Genomic DNA, 17,045 nt, shown 5'->3' with positions numbered 1-17,045 from the left:
TTGTTTTCATTTGATCTCCTGCTCGATGCGGTGGTGATCGGGGTGCTGCTCGGCTGCTTTTACGGCGCGGTCAGCCTCGGATTGTCCGTGTCGTTTGGCCTGCTCGACGTTCCCCATGTGGCGCATCCGGCGTTTCTGGTTCTGGCGTCGTACGCGGTGTATTTCCTTAACGAGCATTACGCCGTTGATCCCCTGGTCGCAGGGCTCCTGATCACGCCGGTATTCTTTCTGCTCGGGCTCTTGGCCTATCGCTTGTATTATGAAACGTTCGAGAAGCGAGGCAGCGACGCCGCCGTGCGCGGCATCGCCTTCTTCTTCGGCGTCGCCTTCATCATTGAAGTGTTGATCATCCTGCAATTCGGTGTCGATCAACGCTCCGTCACCGCCGATTATGTCGGCAGGGCCTGGCGGCTCGGTGATATCCGCATTCCGTACCGGCTCCTGGTCGCCTTTGCCGTCGCAACCGCATTGACCGTCCTGCTCACGCTGCATTTGTCGCGGACCTTCATGGGACGCGCCATTCGCGCGGTCGCGCAGGACCAGGAGGCGTTACGGTTGATGGGCGCCAACCCGATCAGGATCAAGCAGTGGGCATTCGGCATCGCCACCGCTGTGCTCGGGATCGCCGGCGCCCTTCTCATCATCGTCGCCCCTGTCGACCCGACGCTCGACCGTGCCTATATCGGGCGCACATTCTGTGTCGTTGTGATGGCGGGGCTCGGCAGCATGGGCGGCACGCTCGTCGCCGCCATCATTCTCGGTGTCGCCGAGACGATTGTGCTCACCATGTTCGGCGCCTCTTGGGCGCCGGCGATTTCCTTTGCGATGTTGCTCGGCGTTCTCGCCGTACGGCCGCAGGGCCTGTTTGGCAGGCGATCATGACACGCAACAGCATTGCTTTCTGGACCGGGGCGACCGTCTTTCTCGTCGCCGTCTTTGTGATGACACAGGTCGTCGGCAACCAGTATCCGTTCTTCGCCGGCTACGTCATCCTGCAGTTCATCGCGCTTGCCGTGGCATGGAGCATCCTTGGCGGTTATGCGGGATATGTCAATTTCGGCACCAGCGCGTTCTTCGGCGTTGGCGTCTATGCCGCGGTTTTCCTGGTCAAGGCCTTTGGCGCGCCGCTTCCCCTGCAGATCCTGGCTGGCGCCGCGATCGGTGCGCTCATGGGTTTTGCGCTCGGTCTCTTGACGCTTCGCATGCAAGGCATCTTTTTCTCGATCGCGACGATTGCGCTGACGATCATCATCGAGACGACAATAACGAACTGGCGATACGTCGGTGGAGCTGCGGGCATCCAGATCCAACGGCCGGCGGTGACGGCGCCATTCGACAACTATGTGCAGATGCTGTTCTTCGTTCAGGCCCTCCTCGTGGTGCTGGCGGTTGCGATCTCGCGCTACATCCAGAACTCTTGGATCGGCCGCGGCCTGCAGGCGCTGAGGGACGACGAACTTGCGGCTGAATGCACGGGCGTGCCGACCTTGCGATTGAAGCTACTCGCCTGTGTGATCTCAGGAGCGCTGATGTGTGCCGTCGGCGCGCCGGCGGCGATGTACTTGCAATATGCCGACCCTGCGTCGGCGTTCAATCTCAACTACTCCGTAACGACACTCGCGATGTCTCTGATCGGCGGAACCGCGCATTGGTCCGGGCCGATCATCGGGGCGATCCTGCTCGGCACGACGCAGCAATTGCTGACGGTAACGATCTCCTCGGAAGTCAACGTGCTGGTGCTGGGTTTGATGCTGGTGCTGTTTGTCGTGGGCGCCCCGGAGGGTATCATCGGCCTGATCCGCAAGCTGCGCGGCGACCGCAAGGAGGGTGAGGTATGACGCTCTCCGGCACCCAGTCGCCCCTGCTGCGGATTTCGTCGCTTACCAAGCGTTTCGGCGGATTCACGGCGCTCCACGAGGTCAGCGTCGACATTCGGTCCGGCGAGCGGTTCGGCCTGATCGGTCCGAACGGCTCGGGCAAGACCACGCTGATCAACTGCATTTCCGGCGCGTTTCGTACCGAACCCGGCACGGTCCTGTTTCGTGACGAGGACATCGCACTGCTGCAGCCGCACGTGCGCACGCGCCGTGGCATCGCTCGCAGCTTCCAGATCCCGCGACCGTTCAGGAGCATGACGGTCGCCGAGAATCTCATGGTCGCGCTCGATTTTGCTGCGCACGAGCACGTCTCGGCGGCGCAGCGGCGAGACAGCATGATGTCGATCCTCGATCAAATGGGCCTCGGCCAGAAGGCCAACGTCTCGGCCACGCAGCTTAGTCAGGTGGAATTGCGCAAGATGGAACTCGCACGCGCAATGGCGACGCATCCGAAGCTCCTGATTTCGGACGAGGCCATGGCGGGCCTTTCTAGCTCGGAAGTCGACGAAGTGCTTGATCTGCTGCTCAGCCTTGCAAGCCGGGACATCACCATCATCATGATCGAGCATATCATGCAGGCCGTGATGCGCTTCTCCGAACGCGTCATGTGTCTTGACGCCGGCCGAATCATTGCGATCGGCTCGCCATCCGAAGTCATGGCCGACCAGCGCGTGCAGGAGGCTTACCTTGGCACTTAGCCTTGCCATCAATGATCTTGATGCAGGTTACGGCGCCGTGAAGGCGTTGCGCGGCGTTTCGCTCCGTGTCGAGGCCGGCGAAACCGTTGCCTTGCTCGGCACCAACGGCAACGGCAAGAGCACGCTGATGAAGTGCATCGCAGGCCTGGTGAGGCCGCAACGTGGCGCCATATCGCTTACAATCGATGGAGCGGCGCACGATCTGTCCCGTCTTTCGACCGAAGACATTGTCGAGCTCGGCGTAGCGATGGTTCCGGAGGGGCGTCGTTTGTTTCCCCGGCTGACCGTGCTCGAGAACCTGATGCTCGGCGCGTTCCGCAAGGCAGCCAGGCGCAGTATCGACCGTAATCTTGCGATCGCTTTTGAAGCATTTCCCGTCCTCAAGGAGCGGCAGGCGCAACTCGCGGGCACGATGTCGGGCGGACAACAGCAGATGCTGGCGATCGGGCGCGCCCTGATGTCGTCACCACGCTTGTTGCTGGTCGACGAACCTTCGGTGGGTCTCTCGCCGCTACTGGTATCGCAGACCATCACCAAGATCGGCGAGCTCAATCAGAACCTCGGTCTGACGGTGCTGATGGCGGAGCAGAACTTCAATCAGGCGATCCGGATCGCGAGCCGCGGCTATATCATTGTACATGGTGAAATCGTCGTGGCGGCCGCTTCGGTCGACGAATTGAGAGGCAACGATATCGTCAAGCGGCTCTATCTTGGTGGCGCCACGTAATTGCTCCTGAGGCGCCGAAGTGCCTAGAAGGTCGGGGCCATTGCAGCAAGGCGCTGATAGGCCCTTTCACGGGCAGAATCGATCGGCTGCTGCGGTCCTGTGGTTGGACCGATCAGCACGAAACGGACATCGCCGATTCCGATGAAGCGCAGGATCTCCCGCAGGTATGGCGTTGCCATGTCGATGCGGCCGCGGTTCATGCCGGTGGCGAAGTCGCTGCCGCTGGCGATGATCACCAGCGTCGGTCGATCCTTCAGCAGCGGGAGATACCCCTGCGCCGGATCGAACCGGAAGGTGAGCCCAGGCTGGACGATGACGTCGAACCACTGCTTGAGCTTGTAGGGGATGCCGAAGTTCCACATCGGGGTCGAGATCAGCACCCGATCGGCGAGCGAAAAGCGCAGCGCCATGCGCTCGGCCTCGGCAAAGCTGTCGCGTTGCGCATCGGTGAAGGCCTCAGCCTTCATGCGTGCATATTTGGCATCGACGATAGGGCCCGCGAACTCCGGCATCCGCTCACGCCAGATGTCCACGATATCGACGTCCCAATCCGGCCGGGCCAGGCGGAAGCCGTCAAGAAAGACGCGTGCGCCGGCATTCGACTCGGACTCGGCGCGGGGCGAGCAGGACAGATGCAGGAGCTTTGCCACGGCTCATCCCAGCGCTCTGATCACGGTATCGGCCCTGGTCACGACCGCGACGTTCTGCATGGCAAAATTGATCGAGGCGTTGTGCCAGTCGGCATTCATGGTCGAGCAGCAGTCCTCGGGCACGATCATGAAATAGCCCTTGTCGGCACCGGTCCGCGCCGTGTGCTCGACCGACATGTTGGTCCAGGCGCCGGTATTGATGATCATGTCGCGGCCGGTGGCTTTCAGGATCGTCTCCAGCCGCGTGCCTTCCCAGGCACTCATCCGCATCTTCTCGACGACGAAATCGCCGGGCCGCGGCTCCAGGCCGGAAACGGGCGCTGCGCCCCAGCTTCCGCGTACCATCGCCTTGCTGTCGACGAGGCCTTCGAACAAAGGGGCGTTGAGTGTAACGCCGGGTGCGCCCGGTTCGACGACGAACCAGACATGGATGATGGCGACGCCCCGCGCGCGCGCGACATCCGCCAGCCGCCGGACATTCTCGACGACATGCTGTTGCTTTGCATGACCCGGCGCACCCGACTCGGCGAAGGCGCCGCCGTCCATGATGACGTCGTTCTGGAGATCCTGGATGATCATGGCGCAGCGCTGCGGATCGAGCTGCATCTCGCCCTCGGTGAGAACAGGCGAGGCCGGTGACGAGCTCGGGTCTGCGCCGCCGCCGGCGCGTCGGCCGCTCATATAGGGCTCGTGACGCGGACCGACCTTGGTCTGAATTGCGTACACCGAATGGGTCGAGGTGAGATAGAGCGTGCGGAAATCCGGACCGCCCCAGGCGAGGTTGGCGACCAGCTCCGGCACGCGGACCTTGCCGAGCAGCTCGCCGCGCGGCGAATAGACCCAGACGCCGCCGGGCGCGGTGACCCAGACATTGCCGTGCTGATCGCATTTCATGCCGTCGGGCAGGCCGGACTCGAGCTCGGACCTGATGCCGCTCGCAAACACGCGCGCGTTCGAGAGCGTGCCGTCGGCATTGACATCGAAAACGCGGATCAGCGCCTGCACGGTGTCGTTGACATAGAGCAGCTTTTCGTCGGGCGAGAAGCACAGACCGTTCGGCTGGTCGAACAGGTTTCGCTCGACCACGAGCTTCGGCTCGCCGCCGGGCATGACGCGATAGACGCCCTGAAAGCCGAGCTGGCGCGGCCGCTCGACGCCATAGACCGGCATCCGTCCATACCATGGGTCCGAGAAATAGATCGCACCCGATGAGTGCACGCAGACATCGTTCGGGCTGTTGAGCTCCTGGCCGCTAAAATGCGAGGCGAGCACCTCGCGCCGTCCGTCCGGACGCTCGCGGACGAGCGATGAGGTCGCGTGCTCGCAGACGATCAGGTTGAGCTCGGCGTCATAGGTCATGCCGTTGCATTTGTTCGACGGGCGCTTGACCTCGACGACGCCGCGCCGCGCATCCCAGCGTCGGCGCACGTCGCCGGGCATGTCCGAGAACAGCAGGTAATGATCGACCGGATGCCAGATCGGCCCTTCCGTGAAGTCGAAACCGGTGCCGATCTGCGCGACCGGCGCATAGGGATCGATCAGGTTCTCGAACTCGCTTCGCAGAGTGACGTGCGTCATCGGTCGATCCTCGACAACATCAAGCCGGAAACCAGTTCCGCTGGGGCAGGGACTGCACGACCGGTCCGGGGACCTGGTCGTGCAGGCGACCGACGACATTGCCGCCTTCGATCTTGGCCGGACGGTCATGCACGGGAAGCAGGTAGCGCGAACTGCTCAGCAGCTTCTTGATCGCCGCCTTCTCTGCACGTTTGCTGGTGCCGTGGTTGCCGGTGGTGCGCGGCTCCCAATCGTGGATCTCGTGGAAGGGCGTGACGATCTGGTCATTGAAGTCGTAGATGACGTCGCCGCAGATGGTCGCGATGCCGTCGGCGGTGTGGACGATGATGTTCATCGATCCCTCGGTGTGGGCGTTGGCGGCATCGCAATAGACGCCAGGCATCAGCTCGATCGGGCCGGTGATTTCGAGGTCGAGGAAGCGAAGCGCGCTCTTGGTGTGCAGGCGGTCGATCAGGTGCTTGATGTCGGGCGCCGGATATTGCGGATGCATCAGGCCGGAGACGGAGTATTCGAGCTCCTTGCGGTTGACGACGACGGTCGTGTTCATCGGGAACAGGTCGTCCTTGCCGGCATGGTCGATGTGCAGATGGGTGTGGCAGACGAAGCGCACGTCGCCCATGCGCACGCCGTGACGCGCGAGCTGGTTCTCGATCATGTGCTCATGGTACTGCAGCCCTCGCATGCCCAGCGTCTCCATGATCTGGTTGGAGCGGTAGCCGGTGTCGACCACGACCGGATAGGGGCCGCCGAGGATCAGGAAGCCGAGGGTGAGGACGCGGCGGGTGCGGCCGCAGTCGCGGCCGAGCACCAGGAAGCTCGATTCCAACTCGATATCGCCATAGTCCAGGATCTTGATCTCCAGCGCCATACGTTGCCCTCCTGTCTCGTTTCTTGTCTGTCAAAGCCGATAGACGCGCGTCGCCGTCGCCCTGAAGATCGCGTCCTGCTGCTCCGCACTGAACGGGGCGGCAGCTGCGCGAAAGGTACTGACGAGCTCGGGATAGCTGGTCCACAATTTCTCGATCGGAAAATTCGAGCCGAACAGGCAACGCTCGGCACCGAAAATCGCGACGGTGTCCGTAAGCACAGCCGCGATATGCGCGGGGTCATTGCGATGGATGAAGGTGCCCAGCCCGGACAGTTTTGAGACCACGTTCGGGCAGGTCGCGAGGCGGGCTATGCCCGCACGCCAGGCCGCTCGGCCCGCCGGCGAGAGGTCTTCCAGCATGCCGGCATGCTGGAGGATGAACGTCACCTTGGGGCAGGACTCCGCCAGCAGCGCGGCATCGGGCATCTGCGGTGTGAAGACCTGGAGGTCGAAGCTCCAGCCGTAATCGGCCAGACGCGCGACGTTGCGACGGATCACGGGCTCGGCGCAGAGATCCGAACGAGCGGCGAAGCGGTACAGCGGGTTCTCGTGCCAGTGCAGTTGCATGCGCACCCCGCGGAGCAGCGGATAGCCTTTGAGGCGATCGAGCTGCGGGCGCACGTCGTCGGCCGCGAAATTGGCGTAGGCGACGATGGCATGCGGCCAGCCGTGCTCGTCGGCTGTGCGCTGGACCCAGGCAGCTTCCTCCTCGAAGTGCTCGGGCGCCCAATTGGTCTGCACATAGACGGAGCGGGTGACGCCGGCGCCCCTGAGATCGGCGAGATATTCCTCGATCGGATAATCGCGCCGGATCGGCTCGTACGGTCCGAAGATGCGGGGCTGCATGGGGCCGGTCAGCCAGGGCAGGTCGGCCTGCCGCCAGATGTGATGATGGCCGTCGACAATACCGTTCACGCAGCTCTCCTTCGTCCCAGCGCCAGTACATGGGCGACGATCGAGGCACTCGATCCGCCGTCCACGAGATCGTCGACGGAGCGTTCAATCGCGACGAGCGCCGCGGTCTGCGGGCGGAAGCCCGGTCCTGTTGCGAGCGGCGTCAGCCAGCTCAGGCGCCAGGCCCGCCGCGACAATTTCGCAACGGCATCGCGAAGCGCGTCGGGCTCGCCGCGCTCGAGCCCATCCGACACGATGACCACGGCGGCGCCGCGGGCATAGCCGCCGAACCGCGGCACCGCGAGGAAGGCTTGCAGCGCGTCGCCGATGCGGGTGCCGCCGTCCCAGTCGCTCACGAGATGTGCGGCCGCGCTCAGTGCCTGCTCGCGCCGCTTCAGCCGCAGCGCGCGGGTGACACGGGTCAGCCGTGTGCCGAAGGTGAAGACCTCGACATTGGGCGCGGCGTGCACCAGCGCATGGGCAAGCTTCATGTTCTCCTCGGTCCGGCTCTTCATCGAACCTGAGACGTCGATCAGCATCAGCATCTTGCGCGGGCGCTGGCGCCGCTTCATGTGGCCGACCCGCAGGATCTCGCCGTCGCTGCGGACGCTGTCGCGCAAGGTGCGGCGGAGATCGGCGAAGGGGCCGCGGCGTGCGCGCATACGGCGGTGCCCGCGCCGCCGTGGCAGGCGCCGCGGGGCCTCGCGCGCCAGACGGCGGAGCGCATCGGTCGTGGAGAGCTGGCCGAAGCGACGCTCGACCAGTGCCTCGGCGCGCGTCGCCGTCAGGCCCGATTCATTGGTCTCATCGGAGTGCAAGGGCTCCTCGTCGCCGCGGCCTTCCTCCTGGAGACGAACGGTCTCGTCGTCCTCGCCGTCGCCGGCGTGCTCGATGGCCTCGCTGCCGCGGAAATGCAGGTCGAACAGCCGGTCGAAGGTGGTGCGGCGCTCGGGCGGCGGGGCGAGGGTGGCGAGCGCAGATTGCCTGATGTCGTCGAGGTCACGCGGGCCGAGCAACGCGATCGCGGCGAGAAAGGCGGTGGTCTGCTCCGGTGCAACGGCGAAACCGTTGACGCGCAGTAGCGCAACGAAGGAAATGAAGATGCGGGCAGCGTGCGGCAGTAGCAGCTCGGTGCTCATGCGGTCGCCTCCGCGAGCATGGCATCGAGCCGGGGGGCGATGAAGTGCAGGTCCTCCTCGTCCTTCAGCGCCACGCCGATCGAGCGCTTGAAGGCGTCGGGCCAGCGCGCGCCGCCCTTGTTGAGCAGCGTCGCCGCCTCCGCCCAGTCGACGGCCTCGGCGATGCCAGGCGCCTTGCTCAGCGGTTCGCGCCGCAACCTCTCGACGGCCGCGACGACGGCGCGGGCCGTGGCTTCGGCGACGCTGGACGCGCGCATCATGATGATCCGCGCCTCCCGCTCGGCGGTGGGATAGTCGATCCAGTGATAAACGCAGCGGCGGCGCAAGGCTTCGTGCAGATCGCGCGTCCGGTTCGAGGTCAGCACCACCACGGGACGTTCGGCCGCGCGGACCGTGCCGCGCTCGGGGATGGATATCTGGAAATCGGAGAGGAATTCGAGCAGAAATGCCTCGAACTCCTGGTCGGCCCGGTCGATTTCGTCGATCAGCAGCACGGTTGAATCAGGCGCGCGAAGGGCGGCCAACATCGGCCGCTCGATCAGGAAGGTTTCACCGTAGATGTCGATGCTGTCGTCGCCGGCCTGCCGGATCGCGAGCATCTGGCGCGGATAGTTCCATTCATAGAGCGCAGCGGAGGAGTCGATGCCCTCGTAGCATTGCAGGCGGATGAGACGGCGGCCGAGCACGGCGGCAATGGCCTTTGCGGCTTCCGTCTTGCCGACGCCGGGTGCGCCCTCGAGCAACAGCGGCTTACCGAGTGCGAGCCCCAGATAGGCGGCAGTCGCAAGGCCCTCGTCGGCGAGGTAGTAGGCAGCTCGAAGCGCCTTCTCCAGCGCTTCCGGGCTGTCGATGCCGACGATGTTGCTGCGAACGGCCACGGCGTTTCCCTCAGCGCCGCGCCTGCGGCCGTGCACCGCCCTGGCTCTTGATTGCCCGCAGCACCTTTTCCGGCGTGATGGGGAGATCGTCGATGCGCACGCCGACGGCATTGAAGATCGCGTTGGCAACGGCGGGCAGCACGGGATTGGCGCACATCTCGCCGGGGCCCTTGGCGCCGAACGGACCGTCAGGGGCAGGCCGTTCCAGCACGGCGATATCGTGCGGACAGATGTCGCCGGGACCGGGCATCAGATATTCGACGAAGTCGCGGGGACCGTGAGCCGGGTCCGGGTAATAAGGCTCGGGCGTCTCGTAGAGTGCGTGGCTGACGCCCATCCAGGCACCGCCGACGAGCTGCTGCTCGACCAGGCGCGGATTGAGCGCGCGGCCGAGCTCATAGGCGGAGTCCATCCGGACCATCGCAACCTCGCCGGTCTCGTCGTCGACCTCGACCTCGGCGACGAGACAGGCATGGGCATAGCAGGTCGCCGGCGACATCTCGCCAGTCTCCGGATCGACGTCGGAGAGCGGCACGAGGAAAATGCCGCGGCCGGAGATGGTCTTGCCCTGCTTGAATTGCGCCGCGATCGCGACGTCCTTGGTCGAGATCGAACGGTGCGGCGCGCCCTTGACATGGATGCTGCCCCGGCCGTCGGTTTCGAGATCGGCGGCGTTGACCTCGAGCTCCTCGGCCGCCGCCTCCATCATCACGCCGCGCGCCTCGTGGGCGGCGGCCATCACGGCGTTGCCGACGCGGTGAGTGCCGCGCGAGGCGAACGAGCCCATGCAGTGCGGACCGGTGTCGGAGTCCGCCGTGTCGACATAGACGTCCGCGACTGGTACGCCCAGTGTCTCCGCGCAGATCTGCCGCGTCACCGATTTCATGCCCTGTCCCAAGTCGATCGACGACAGCGCCACGGTGAACTTGCCGCTCGGGTTGGAATGCACCAGCGCCTGGCTCGGATCGCCGCCGAGATTCATGCCGATGGGATAGTTGATCGACGCCATGCCGCGTCCGCGATGCCTGGTCATCTAGCGCCTCCTGGTGCCGAAGACAGAGGAGAAACGGGTCGCGCCATGCGAGGGCGCCGCTGGCCGCGGCGAGGGGGGCGGCGGTGCGGGCGGTGGCGGCTCGCGCGGCGGTTCGCGGGTGACAGTGGGCGGAAGCCGGTCATAGCTGGTGCGCTGCTGCGCTGGCGCGGCCGGCCGGCTGCGCGACACCGTCGGCGTCGGCGGGATCACGGCGCGGCTGCCGCCCCCATCCTTGCGCGAGGAGGCGCGCTTGAACTCCTCGCGGATCGGCCATTTGGCTTTTTCGGCCGCAACCTGCACGCACTCGATCAGCGCGGTGTTCTTGGCCTCGCGCCGGTGCGCCTTCATGTCGCCATCGCGATAGGCGTTGAGGATGCGGAACTCCATCGGGTCCATGCCGACGAGGTTGGCCAGCTTGTCCATCTGGCACTCGATGGCAAAATCCATCGCGGTGACGCCGAAGCCTCGCATGGCGGTGGCAGGCGTCCGGTTGGTGAAGACGCAATAGACGTCGCCATAGACGTTCGGGATGGTGTAGGGGCCCGGCAGATGTGCGGCGCATTTCACCGCGGCGTAGCTGGACAGCCGCGTATAGGCGCCGCTGTCGAAATAGGCACGGATCTTGCGCGCGACGATGCGGCCGTCGCGCATCACGCCATCCTTGATGTAGATGCGCTCGGCGCCACGCGGCGGGCCATACTGCATCTCCTCCTCGCGCCCGAACACGTAGCGCACGGGCCGCCCGGTCAGCATTGCGCCGAGGATCGCGAGCGGCTCGGTCAGAGTGTCCACCTTGCCGCCGAACCCGCCGCCGACGGTTCCTCCGATGAAGTGGAAGGTGTTGGAGGCCACGTCCAGGATCTTGGCGCAGGTGTCGACCGAGAAGAACAAGGCCTGGGTCGAGGTGTAGACGACGTAGCGGCCGTTGGTGTCGGGAGCTGCGATCGCCCCGTTTGTCTCGGTCGGCGCGTGCTCGATCGGCGACATCTGGTAGCGCTGCTCGAGCACGTGGTCGGCGGTTGCAAGTGCCGCATCGGCGTCGCCGAAGCGCAGGCGCTGGTGATCGTAGACGTCGTGATAGGTGAATGTGTTCTTCGGATAGGTCTCGTTCACCACGGGCGCGCCGGGCTTCAGCGCGTCCTCGACGTCGAACACGGTCGGCAGCGGCTCGTAGTCGATCCGCACCTTTGCGATCGCCTCGAAGGCCTCGCGCTCGCTGTCGGCGACGACTGCGACGATCGGCTCGCCCTTGTAACGCACCTTGTCGACTGCCAGCGAGGGCTCGTCGTCCTTGCCGAAGTTGATGAGGCTGAGCAGCGTGTTGAGGTTGCGCGGCACGTCGGCGCCGCGGATGATGCGGCGGACGCCGGCCGAGCGCTCCGCCTCCGCGGTGTCGATGCGGCGGAGCCTTGCATGCGCCTGCGTCGAGCGCACGACTTTCAGATGCAGCATGCCCTGAAGCTTATGGTCGTTGAAATAGCTGGATGTGCCTGTGACATGGCCGAGCATGTCCTGGCGCTGGGTGCCCTTGCCGATCTCCTTCAGATTATCGTCGCGCTCGTCGGCGAAGATGTCCTTGCGTAGTTCCAGCATGGTCGCGTTCCCTTACGCGCTGACCCGGCCGCCGGCGGCGGCGAGGATGGCATTGATGATCGGCTCGTAGCCGGTGCAGCGGCAGATGTTGCCGGAGATGGCCTCGACGACTTCGTCGCGGCTCGGTGAGGGGTTGCGGTCGAGCAGCGCCTTGGCGGCCATCAGCATGCCCGGCGTGCAATAGCCGCACTGGGCGGCGAAATGGTCGGCAAAGGCGCGCTGCAGCGGATGCAGGTTCGGGCCCTGCTTCATGCCGTCGAGCGTCTCGACCGAGCGGCCCGCGACCGTTTCGGCCAGTGTCAGGCAGGACAGGTGCAGCTCGCCGTCGATCAGCACGCTGCAGGTGCCGCAGCCGCCCTGGCCGCAGCCGAATTTCGGGGTCATGTCGCCGATCAGTTCGCGCAGTGCCACCAGCAGGTTGGTGCCGCCGTCGACGAAGATCGCGACGTCGCGGCCATTGTGACGAAATTGCAGGGGGATCTTCGACATGGCGGTCTATTCCTGTCCCGACAGCAGGCGCCGCAGATGCACGCCGACGATCTCGCGGCGATACCAGGCGCTGCCGAGTGCGTTGTCCGATGGCGATGTTCCCTCGGTCGCCGCGGATGCGGCAGCCGCGATCGTTGCGGCATCGAGGGAACGGCCCTCGAGTGCGCGCTCCGCGGCGCGGGCGCGGATTTGCGTCGGCGCCATCGAACCCAGTGCGATGCGCGCACCCGCAATCCGGCCCCCGCTGATGGGCAGATGCGCGGCAAGCGTGATGACCGAGCCGCCCTTCGGCTTGATGCGTGCGATCTTGCGGTAGCGGAACGCCTCGGTGCTCGCCGGCCGGGTGCAGGACACCGACAGCACCAATGTCCCGGCCCGCCGTTCGCGTGCCTGCAAAAACTCTTCGATCGGGATGTCGCGCGCGCCGAATCCACCCGCGACGGCGATGGTGGCATCGAGCGCCAGCAACGCCACGGTAAAATCGCCATACGGGCTCGGCGCAAACAGGTTGCCGCCGATGGTCCCCATATTGCGCACGGCGGGGCCCCCGATCGAGCGGGCAGGGGCATGCAAGAAGGCGAGGTCACGTTCGGCGAGAACGCGCGCAAAGGTGACGCCGGCCCCGAGCGTCACGCGCGGACCGGATGCGTCGATCCGGGTCAACGCCTGGTCGTGGGCGCGAACGACGGTCGAGATGGTAACATCGCCCTCGTTCAGCGCGCGCATCACCAGCGTGCCGCCGCCGAGATAGCGCGCGCTGCGATCCGAGGACAGCGCTCCGGCTGCCTCGCTTGCATTTGCAAAAGTCTTTACCGTCACGGCCATGATTATGCGGCCTCCTTCAGATGCCGGCGTATCGCATCGAACCCGGCCTGATAAATGTCTTCCGCCACCATGTGGGTGATACGGTCGCTCTCTTCTGGCCTCGTCGTGAACCGCGACTCCCAGTGCCAGAAGGTACGGTCGCCGTCGGTCACGGGCAGCAGGCGGACATGGGCGACGTAGTTGAACATCGGGATCGGCGTATCGAGCAGGCAATAGCTGAAGCTTTGTTCGAGGTCGGACAGGGCCAGCAATTGCTCGCGCAGCTCGGAGCCGTCCTTGAGCTTGAACCGCCTGACGCAACCGATCTTGTCGGCGGATTGCGCGCGCTCGATCGAGGAGGTCGCAACCGCCGGATGCCAGCGATCATGCCCGTTGAAATCGCGCAGCACCGACCAGGCCGCGTCGGTCGGCGCGTCCAGGATCGTGCTTTTGACGATATGCGGCACGGCTAGCCTCCAAACACGCGCTTCAGCGCGTCGAAGCCGCCCTGGAACACGCCGCCGCCGATATTGCTCACGAGCTCAGTCTCGCGTTCCGGCGCGCAGTCGAATTCGGCGGTCCATTCCATGAAGGTCTGGTCGCCGTCGGTGACGGGCGTGAGCCGCAGGGTCGCGACGTAGTTCTCGACGCCCATCGGCGATTCCAGGATCGAGTAGGTGCAGAACATGTCGTAGTCGGAGAGCCCGAGCAGCTTCTCGCGGATGCGGTCGCCGTTACGCAGGCGAAAGTCGCGCACACATCCGATCTTGTCGGAGGGCTCGCCTCCCTCGATCCGGCTCTCGGCGATGGCCGGGTGCCAGTTCGGCAGGCCATTGAAATCGCGCACCCGCGCCCAGACGCGATCGTTGCGGGCATTGACGACGGTGGAGACGTAGACGCGGGCCATGATTTAGACCTCAGCTCTTCTTCCGCGGACCGCGCTCGGCCGGCGGCTCGCCGCCTTCGGCAGGGGGCGGGGCGGCGGGCTTGTCGCCGCCGCTCTTGCGCGCGGAATCTTTGATGCCCTGCATATCGCGGGCCTCGCGGATCAAACCCGGCATTTTCGCGAGGCTGCCGCCTTCGACGCCGATGTCTGACAGGATGGAGTCGATCAGGGGCGCCTGGACGCGATAGCGCAGGGCAGAATCGATCACCTCGTCGGTGGCGCTGCGACCGCCATTGCCGCCGCCGTGTCCGTTGCCGTTGAGGCCGTCGACCTGGAGGATGCGGATGCCCTCGATCTTCTCCATCGGCTTGACGCTCTCGCGCACGATGCCCTCGATGCGGTCGAGCAGCTTGCGGCGGAACAGCGAGTAGCGGGCCTGATCCGTCAGCACGTTCTCGGCCTCGTTGAGCATCCGCTGAGCTTCTGCCTCGACCGCGGCGCGCACGCGCTCGGCCTCGGCCGCGATCCGGGTCTCCTCGGCCTGTTTCTCGGCCAACAGGACCTCGACGGTCTTGCGGCGCTTTGCGATCTCGCTCTCGCGTGCGGTGACGACACGCTCGGCCGCCTCGGTCGCATGCATCCGTGCCTCCTCGGCGGCGGCGCGGGCTGCCGACTCTTCCAGCGACTTCTGATGGATGGCGATCGCCTTCTCCATCAGCACCGTCTCGACGTCCTTCTCGCGATTGACCTCGAGCTTGCGCAGCTCGCGTTCTCGGCCGACACGCGCTTCGTCGAGGCCGCGATCCGAAGCGATGCGGGCGCGCTCGACTTCTTCGCGCGCTGCGATTTCCGCCTCCTGGAGTGACTGGACGCGAGCGACCTCGAGCTGCTCGATCGCACGCCGCCGCTCGATACGGGCGGCCTCGAGCGCCTGCTCACGCGTGACGTCGGTGGTCTCGACCTCCTTGCGCGCGACGATCTCGGCCTGCTTGACCTGGCGGTCGGCATCGATCCGTTCGGAGCGTTTGGTGGAGAGGGCGATGACGCGGTCTTCGTCTGCGATCTCGACGGCCTTCTTCTGCTCGATATTGAGCACCTCGCGCTTTTTGGAGGAGTTGATGCGCTCGGCCTCGAGGGCGAGATCGACCGTGATACGCTGGCGCTCGATGGCGTCGCGCCGCTTCAGCTCGGCCGCCTCCAGGATGCCGGTCCGCTCGATCTCGAGCGAACGGGTGTCGCGTTCGGCCTGAATGCGCTCGGCCGCGACCGCCTTCTCCTGGGCGATGCGGGCCGCTTCGATCGCCTCGCGCGAGGCGATGTCGGCTTCCTCGACCGCGCGGTTGCGGGCGATCTCCAGCGAGCGCACGCGCTCCTCCTGGGCGATCCGGCTGGCTTCCGTTGCTTCGCGGGCCGAGATGCCGGCGACGTCGAGCGTCTGGTTGCGCTCGATCTCCAGCTGCCGGGTGTTCTGCTCGGCCGCGATGCGGTCTGCGGCCAGCGTCCGCTCGCGGGCGATGCGGGCGGCCTCGACCGCGCGCTGCGCCTCGATCTCAGCCTCCTGGATGGTGCGCACCTGCTGGATCTCCAGCGCGCGGGTGCGCTCGTCCGAGGAGATGCGCTCGACATTGACAATCAGCGTCTGGGCGATGCGGGCCTTCTCGGTGGCCTCGCGCGCGGCGATCTCGGCCTCGTCCACGGCGCGGGTGCGTTCGATCTCGCGGCGGCGGGTCTCTTCTTCATTGGCGATACGGGCATCGGTGACGGCGCGATCCTGCTGGATGCGGGCCTTCTCGATGGCTTCGCGGGCGGCGATCTCGGCTTCCTCGACCGTCCGCATCCGCTCGATCTCGCGTTGGCGCACCTCGCGCTCGGAGGCGATGCGGGTCGTGTCGATCGAACGCTGGTTGGCGATCCTTGTCTTCTCGATCTCCTCGCGCGCCAGCAGCTCCTTCTCCTCGATGGTGCGGGTCCGCTCGATCTCCTTCTGGCGGGTCTCGCGCTCCGAGGCGATGCGGGCTTCCGCGATCGCCTGATCGTTGGCGATGCGGGCGCGCTCGATGGCCTCGCGGGCGGAAATCTGCGCCTGTTCGGCCTCGGTCTCGCGCAGCGCGCGCTCGCGGGCCACTTCCGTGCGCTGAAGTGCGCGGCGCATCTCGATGTCGCGTTCCTGCTCCAGGCGCGCGGTCTCGCTTTCGCGCTCGATTTCGAGCGCCTGCCGTTCGGCCTCCAGGTTGCGGGAGCGGATCTTGATCATCGAGTCCTGCTCGATGTCGTTGCGCAGCTTCCGCTTCGCCTCGATGTCCTCCATCAGGCGCGTCAGGCCTTCGGCGTCGAACCGGTTCGAGGGGTTGAAGAATTCGAGGTCGGTCTGGTCGAGATCGGTGATCGCGACCGATTCCAGCTCGAGGCCGTTCTGCGCGAGCGCCTCGGCCGCATTGGTCTTGACACGCGCGACATAGTCGCCGCGACGCTCGTGCATCTCCTCCATGGTCATTTCGGAGGCGACCGAACGGATCGCCGAGATGAACTTGCCGGCGAGGAGGGCGTGCAACTGCTCCGGCTCCAGGGTGCGGCGGCCGAGTGTGGCTGCGGCGATCGAGACGGCCTCGCGGGTGGGCTGCACCCGGACATAGAAGTCGGCCTCTATGTCGACCCGCATGCGGTCGCGGGTGATCACGGCGTCCTGCCTCGAGCGCACGATGCCCATCGGCAAAACATTCATGTTGACCGGCGTGTAGTCGTGGATGAACGGCAGCACGAAGGCGCCGCCATTGATCACCACGCGTTCGCCAAGGAAACCGGTCCTGACGAACGACGTCTCCTTGGAGGAGCGATGGTAAAGCCAGTTCACGATATAGACGCCAACCACGATCACGATGATCGCGACGATCAGCCAGAGGATCAATTCACCGACCAGCATCCCTGACATGT

17 protein-coding genes are annotated in these 17,045 nt (G+C 65.5%); 4 read left to right on the top strand and 13 right to left on the bottom strand.

Annotated features, from left to right (window positions below; all coding sequences use genetic code 11):
- Genes QA649_RS29570 through QA649_RS29555 form a run of 4 tightly spaced genes read left to right on the top strand, consistent with a single transcriptional unit; the run spans nt 1 to nt 3,302 of the window.
- On the top strand, nt 1-882 hold the full coding sequence (locus QA649_RS29570; RefSeq protein WP_283020280.1) for a branched-chain amino acid ABC transporter permease: 882 nt from the start codon (nt 1-3) through the stop codon (nt 880-882).
- Nucleotides 879-1,838: a branched-chain amino acid ABC transporter permease gene (locus QA649_RS29565; protein WP_283020279.1), complete on the top strand. Its 960-nt coding sequence runs from the start codon at nt 879-881 to the stop codon at nt 1,836-1,838. The genes QA649_RS29570 and QA649_RS29565 overlap by 4 nt, the downstream gene beginning before the upstream one ends.
- Nucleotides 1,835-2,575, top strand: a complete 741-nt coding sequence (locus tag QA649_RS29560; RefSeq protein WP_283020278.1) for an ABC transporter ATP-binding protein — start codon at nt 1,835-1,837, stop codon at nt 2,573-2,575. Before QA649_RS29565 ends, QA649_RS29560 begins: the two co-directional genes overlap by 4 nt.
- A gap of 37 nt (nt 2,576-2,612) precedes the next feature.
- The gene (locus QA649_RS29555) at nt 2,613-3,302 is read left to right on the top strand and encodes an ABC transporter ATP-binding protein (protein ID WP_283020277.1); all 690 of its coding nucleotides are present in this window, start codon (nt 2,613-2,615) and stop codon (nt 3,300-3,302) included.
- 23 nt (nt 3,303-3,325) lie between these two features.
- Here the strand turns inward: QA649_RS29555 and QA649_RS29550 are convergent, their stop codons facing one another.
- The 13 genes from QA649_RS29550 to QA649_RS29490 are packed head-to-tail and all read right to left on the bottom strand — an operon-like array spanning nt 3,326 to nt 17,043.
- Entirely contained in the window at nt 3,326-3,952 is a 627-nt protein-coding gene (locus QA649_RS29550) for an NAD(P)H-dependent oxidoreductase (RefSeq protein ID WP_283020276.1), read from the bottom strand.
- Between the two features lie 3 nt (nt 3,953-3,955).
- A complete protein-coding gene (locus tag QA649_RS29545; protein ID WP_283020275.1) occupies nt 3,956-5,530 on the bottom strand; it encodes an isochorismatase family protein in 1,575 nt (524 codons plus the stop codon).
- Between the two features lie 19 nt (nt 5,531-5,549).
- The gene (locus QA649_RS29540) at nt 5,550-6,398 is read right to left on the bottom strand and encodes an MBL fold metallo-hydrolase (protein WP_018643048.1); all 849 of its coding nucleotides are present in this window, start codon (nt 6,396-6,398) and stop codon (nt 5,550-5,552) included.
- 30 nt (nt 6,399-6,428) lie between these two features.
- Nucleotides 6,429-7,313: an amidohydrolase family protein gene (locus QA649_RS29535; RefSeq protein WP_283020274.1), complete on the bottom strand. Its 885-nt coding sequence runs from the start codon at nt 7,311-7,313 to the stop codon at nt 6,429-6,431.
- Complete coding sequence (locus QA649_RS29530; RefSeq protein WP_283020273.1) at nt 7,310-8,431, bottom strand: VWA domain-containing protein; 1,122 nt, start codon at nt 8,429-8,431, stop codon at nt 7,310-7,312. Before QA649_RS29530 ends, QA649_RS29535 begins: the two co-directional genes overlap by 4 nt.
- Nucleotides 8,428-9,309, bottom strand: a complete 882-nt coding sequence (locus QA649_RS29525) for a MoxR family ATPase (RefSeq protein ID WP_026311998.1) — start codon at nt 9,307-9,309, stop codon at nt 8,428-8,430. The genes QA649_RS29530 and QA649_RS29525 overlap by 4 nt, the downstream gene beginning before the upstream one ends.
- Before the next feature lie 10 nt (nt 9,310-9,319).
- The gene (locus QA649_RS29520; protein ID WP_283020272.1) at nt 9,320-10,342 is read right to left on the bottom strand and encodes a molybdopterin cofactor-binding domain-containing protein; all 1,023 of its coding nucleotides are present in this window, start codon (nt 10,340-10,342) and stop codon (nt 9,320-9,322) included.
- Nucleotides 10,343-11,935, bottom strand: a complete 1,593-nt coding sequence (locus QA649_RS29515; RefSeq protein WP_283020271.1) for a molybdopterin cofactor-binding domain-containing protein — start codon at nt 11,933-11,935, stop codon at nt 10,343-10,345.
- 12 nt (nt 11,936-11,947) lie between these two features.
- The gene (locus QA649_RS29510; protein ID WP_283020270.1) at nt 11,948-12,424 is read right to left on the bottom strand and encodes a (2Fe-2S)-binding protein; all 477 of its coding nucleotides are present in this window, start codon (nt 12,422-12,424) and stop codon (nt 11,948-11,950) included.
- 6 nt (nt 12,425-12,430) lie between these two features.
- Nucleotides 12,431-13,249, bottom strand: a complete 819-nt coding sequence (locus tag QA649_RS29505) for an FAD binding domain-containing protein (RefSeq protein ID WP_283020269.1) — start codon at nt 13,247-13,249, stop codon at nt 12,431-12,433.
- A gap of 2 nt (nt 13,250-13,251) precedes the next feature.
- Nucleotides 13,252-13,695, bottom strand: a complete 444-nt coding sequence (locus QA649_RS29500; protein WP_283020268.1) for an SRPBCC family protein — start codon at nt 13,693-13,695, stop codon at nt 13,252-13,254.
- A 2-nt stretch (nt 13,696-13,697) separates the two neighbouring features.
- Nucleotides 13,698-14,135 carry an SRPBCC family protein gene (locus tag QA649_RS29495; protein WP_018643039.1) on the bottom strand — a complete coding sequence of 146 codons (438 nt, stop codon included), beginning with the start codon at nt 14,133-14,135 and terminating at the stop codon, nt 13,698-13,700.
- A gap of 10 nt (nt 14,136-14,145) precedes the next feature.
- Nucleotides 14,146-17,043, bottom strand: coding sequence for a flotillin family protein (locus tag QA649_RS29490; protein ID WP_283020267.1), 2,898 nt, complete (start codon nt 17,041-17,043; stop codon nt 14,146-14,148).
- Between the last annotated feature and the right edge of the window lie 2 nt (nt 17,044-17,045).

Source organism: Bradyrhizobium sp. CB1717 (assembly GCF_029714325.1).
GTDB lineage: Bacteria > Pseudomonadota > Alphaproteobacteria > Rhizobiales > Xanthobacteraceae > Bradyrhizobium.
Note: the sequence above shows the minus strand (reverse complement) of the source record. Positions and strands in the feature narration are given on the sequence as shown.